The organism is Paenibacillus sp. 01T422, assembly GCF_056398785.1.
The window spans coordinates 1-3803 of sequence record NZ_JBFTQB010000650.1 but is presented as its reverse complement, the minus strand read 5'-3'; the positions used below and the strand labels follow the sequence as shown (position 1 = coordinate 3803).

Annotated in this window: 3 protein-coding genes; 1 reads left to right on the top strand and 2 read right to left on the bottom strand. The window is 47.2% G+C overall.

Going from position 1 to position 3803, the window contains the following annotated elements; all coding sequences use genetic code 11:
• Positions 1-133 precede the first annotated feature (133 nt).
• Together AC1DUA_RS28155 and AC1DUA_RS28150 are read right to left on the bottom strand one after the other, a co-directional pair.
• Entirely contained in the window at positions 134-394 is a 261-nt protein-coding gene (locus tag AC1DUA_RS28155) for a metal-sensitive transcriptional regulator (protein WP_145655952.1), read from the bottom strand.
• Between the two features lie 14 nt (positions 395-408).
• Complete coding sequence (locus tag AC1DUA_RS28150) at positions 409-2835, bottom strand: CoA-disulfide reductase (RefSeq protein WP_477502910.1); 2427 nt, start codon at positions 2833-2835, stop codon at positions 409-411.
• Positions 2836-3014: 179 nt separating this feature from the next.
• On the opposite strand from AC1DUA_RS28150, the gene AC1DUA_RS28145 reads away from it, so the two are divergent.
• Positions 3015-3791: a threonine/serine exporter family protein gene (locus AC1DUA_RS28145; protein ID WP_477502909.1), complete on the top strand. Its 777-nt coding sequence runs from the start codon at positions 3015-3017 to the stop codon at positions 3789-3791.
• Positions 3792-3803: the final 12 nt, after the last annotated feature.

The window sequence follows — 3803 nt, the reverse complement described above, 5'->3', positions numbered from 1 at the left end:
AGACCATCAAGCTGCTGCTGGATTGGGAGAAAACCGCTGTTCATCCTGCCAAGCGAGCACAATAATATGAATTTAACGTATAAAAAAGGGGTTGTCCATCAGGTATTCCTAACCTAATGAGACACCCCTATTTTTATCTGCTTTTTACGAGAAGCTCCACAGCTTCTTGAATCACCTTGTCCGGTGAATTTCCTTTGGCAAGTTCCTCTTGAATACAATGCTGAAGATTCGACCCGATTACAACACCAATTGTACGGTCGACAGCAGTTCGAACCGCTGATAGCTGGGTCACGACCTCCCGGCAATCTTCTCCCGCTTCCATCATTCCAAGAATACCGCGAATTTGGCCTTCCATCCGTTTCAATCTATTTTTCAGAGCTTTATCATACTCCATCATTCACTCTCTCCTTAAATAAAGAGATTAAGTCCAGCATCCTCCGCATCGCCTAAATAACTGGCAACTCCAGCGTAGTCAATGCCATCCATTAGCTCTTCGCGTTTAATTCCCATTATATCCATACTCATCGTACATGCAATTAATTTCACTCCAGCTTGGATAGCTCCTTGCATGAGTGATTCTAGCGACTCTACATTTTTCCGCTTCATAACATGTCGAATCATCTTCGCACCCATTCCACCCATATTCATTTTGGACATCGGCAGCTTACGCGTTCCTTTAGGCATCATCATACTGAACATCGTCTCTAAACCGTCTTTGGCAACGGGAGGTGCATCTTCTTTACGTAAAACATTGAGTCCCCAGAAGGTGAAGAACATCGTTACTTTCTTCCCCATTGCCGCGGCTCCTGATGCAATAATGAAAGCCGCGATCGTTTTATCCAAATCTCCGCTGAAGACAACCATTGTTGTCCCATTGGCGCTTACCTCAGCAGCATGGGAGGATAAGCCATCTCCTACAGATTGCCCTTTGCTGACGACGGCTTTCACAATTCCAGTTGAAGTATCCAACGATTGCAGCGTATTCCCCGTTTTCTCGGACCACTTCTGGATATCTGCCGCGAATCCGAAGTCTGTCGCATGAACCTCGATTTGCTCCCCATCCTTTAATCCTTTCATGGTTTCATACACCCTCATAATCGGACCCGGACATTGCAAGCCGCAAGCATCAATAAGAATTGGCGTCTGAGCTGATTTAGATTCTTTAACATCTTGAATCGGAAGTGGAGCTCTTTCCTTCATCGAAGCATATGTTTTATAACCGCCATCTACATTTCTAACTTGAAAGCCATGCTGCTTCAGAATTCGCGCAGCTAGATATCCTCGCAAACCGACCTGACAGGAAACAGCAACCTCTGAGCCTGCCGGAATATCGTGCAAATGCTCGCGAATATCATTCAGCGGTATACAGACGGAACCAGGAATATACCCAAGCTCCCGTTCGATTGCATCTCTCACATCGATTAGAAGCCCACCTTGCTCGACATAACGATCCACCTCATGCCATTGCATCGTTTCAACGATCCCGTCGATGATGTTCGCTGCCACATATCCAGCCATATTGACAGGATCTTTGGCTGACGAGTAAGGCGGCGCATACGACAGTTCAATATCGGCTAGTTCATCTGCCCGCAAACCACCGCGCATCGCTGTCGCAATCACATCGATACGTTTGTCCACTCCACTCGCTCCAACGGCTTGAGCGCCAAATATGCGTCCGTTGCCTTTGTCAAACAGAAGCTTAATCGACATCGAAGCCGCACCTGGATAGTAACCGGCATGTGAGTTCGGATGAATATGAATAACTTCATAGGGCACGCCTAAGCGGCGCAGTGTCTTTTCATTGTTTCCTGTAACAGCAGCCGTTAGGTCAAACACCTTCACGATTGCTGTACCGAAAGCGCCTTGATAGGAAGCCTGCAGCCCATTAATATGATCGGCAACGAGGCGTCCTTGTCGGTTAGCCCCCCAGGCCAGAGGAACGACCGTATCGAAGCCGTGAACCCGGTCTTTCACTTGGGCAGCATCGCCGATGGCATAAATAGCTGGATCATTCGTCTGCATATGTTCGTTGATTTGAATGGAACCTTTGACGCCTAGCGTAAGGCCTGCATCAGCGGCTAACTGACTTTCAGGCTTAACCCCCACAGAAAGTATAATCATATCGGTCGATAGATGTTTTCCCGATTTCAACCTCAACGTTCTTCCGTTATCCATCAATTCCTCTACGCCGTCATTGAAAATCAACTGAACGCCTTTTAACAGCAAATGACGTTCGATGAGCTTTGCCATCTCAATGTCCAAAGGTCCTAGCACCTGCGGGTTGCGCTCAATAACAGTCACTTCTAGACCGCGGTGGCGGAGGTTCTCTGCCATCTCGATTCCGATGAACCCACCGCCGATGATCGTGGCATGCTTCGGACTGCTTGAATCTACATAGGATTTGATCCGGTCAGTATCCGGGATATTGCGCAGTGTAAACACGTGATTAGCCTCTGCCAAACCTTGAATGTCAGGTACGATTGGCTTTGCTCCAGGTGACATAATCAATATATCATAAGGCTGATCATGGACAGCCCCTGTCCCCACATGTCGGGCAGTCACTTTCTTGGCTTCCCGATCAATTGCCGTTACCTCGATTTGCGTTCTCACGTCAATGCCAAAGCGGTTTTTCATAGCTTGYGGTGACTGAATGAGAAGCTTATCGCGGTTCGTGATCGTTTCACCGATATAATACGGCAATCCACAATTGGCAAAAGAAATGTGCTCTCCCCGTTCGTACATGATGATTTCGTCGTTCTCATTTAACCTGCGTAAACGTGCGGCAGCGGATGCTCCCCCTGCTACACCGCCGATAATCACAATAGTTCTATTCATGATGTTCACTCCTGTTAGTTGTCTATTATATACCCCTACGGGTATTTATAATACCCCATAGGGTATACGAATGTCCAGATCTATTTACGAGATGTTCACCATAGGTTAGGCTTGTCTTAGGAATTAGTACCCAAATGTATTATACTTTGGTCAAATATGAGAACAGGAGACATGCAATTATGGAACCTCTCCCACCAACCAATTATGAAATTGCTCAAGTTTGTTTGCTAGCCGGTAAAATTATGCTCGAAAACGGTGGGGAAACCTATCGTGTCGAAGATACCATGACCCACGTCGCAGAAGGTTTTGGCGTCCCTAACTCACATAGCTTCGTCACCCCCACCGGCATTATTTTCTCAATTGATGGACCTGAGCAGACGACAAGGCTGATTCGAATTTCGGCACGGTCAACCGATCTGCACAAAGTGACTGTTGTGAATGCCATCTCCAGACGCATCAGCAAAGGAGATTTGACCCCGCAAGAAGCCTACCGCCTGCTTTCAGACATCGATGCGGCCAATACCAGCTTTCCGACCTGGGTCAAAATACTTGCCGCCGCGCTTGCGAGCGGTTGTTTCTTAATCATGTTCAAAGGAATGTGGCATGATTTCCTCCCTGCATTTGTTACAGGAGGTGCAGGATTAACCTTCCTTGGTTACTTTAATCGCTTGGTTCGAATTAAATTTTTTGCTGAATTTCTGGCCTCATTATTCATAGGAGCATTGGCTTTTTTATTCGTGTACATCGGGTTTGGCCATGATTTGGATACGATCATTATCGGTTCTGTGATGCCGCTGGTTCCAGGGCTTCTCATTACGAACGCAGTGCGGGATTTAATGGCCGGGCACTTTGTATCAGGCGTTTCCAAAGGGGCTGAGGCCTTTCTAACGGCTTTTGCTATCGGGGCAGGGATTGCCTTCGTCTTATCCTTTTACAATGGGGAGGGGATGGTGTGAATATGCTTGAGC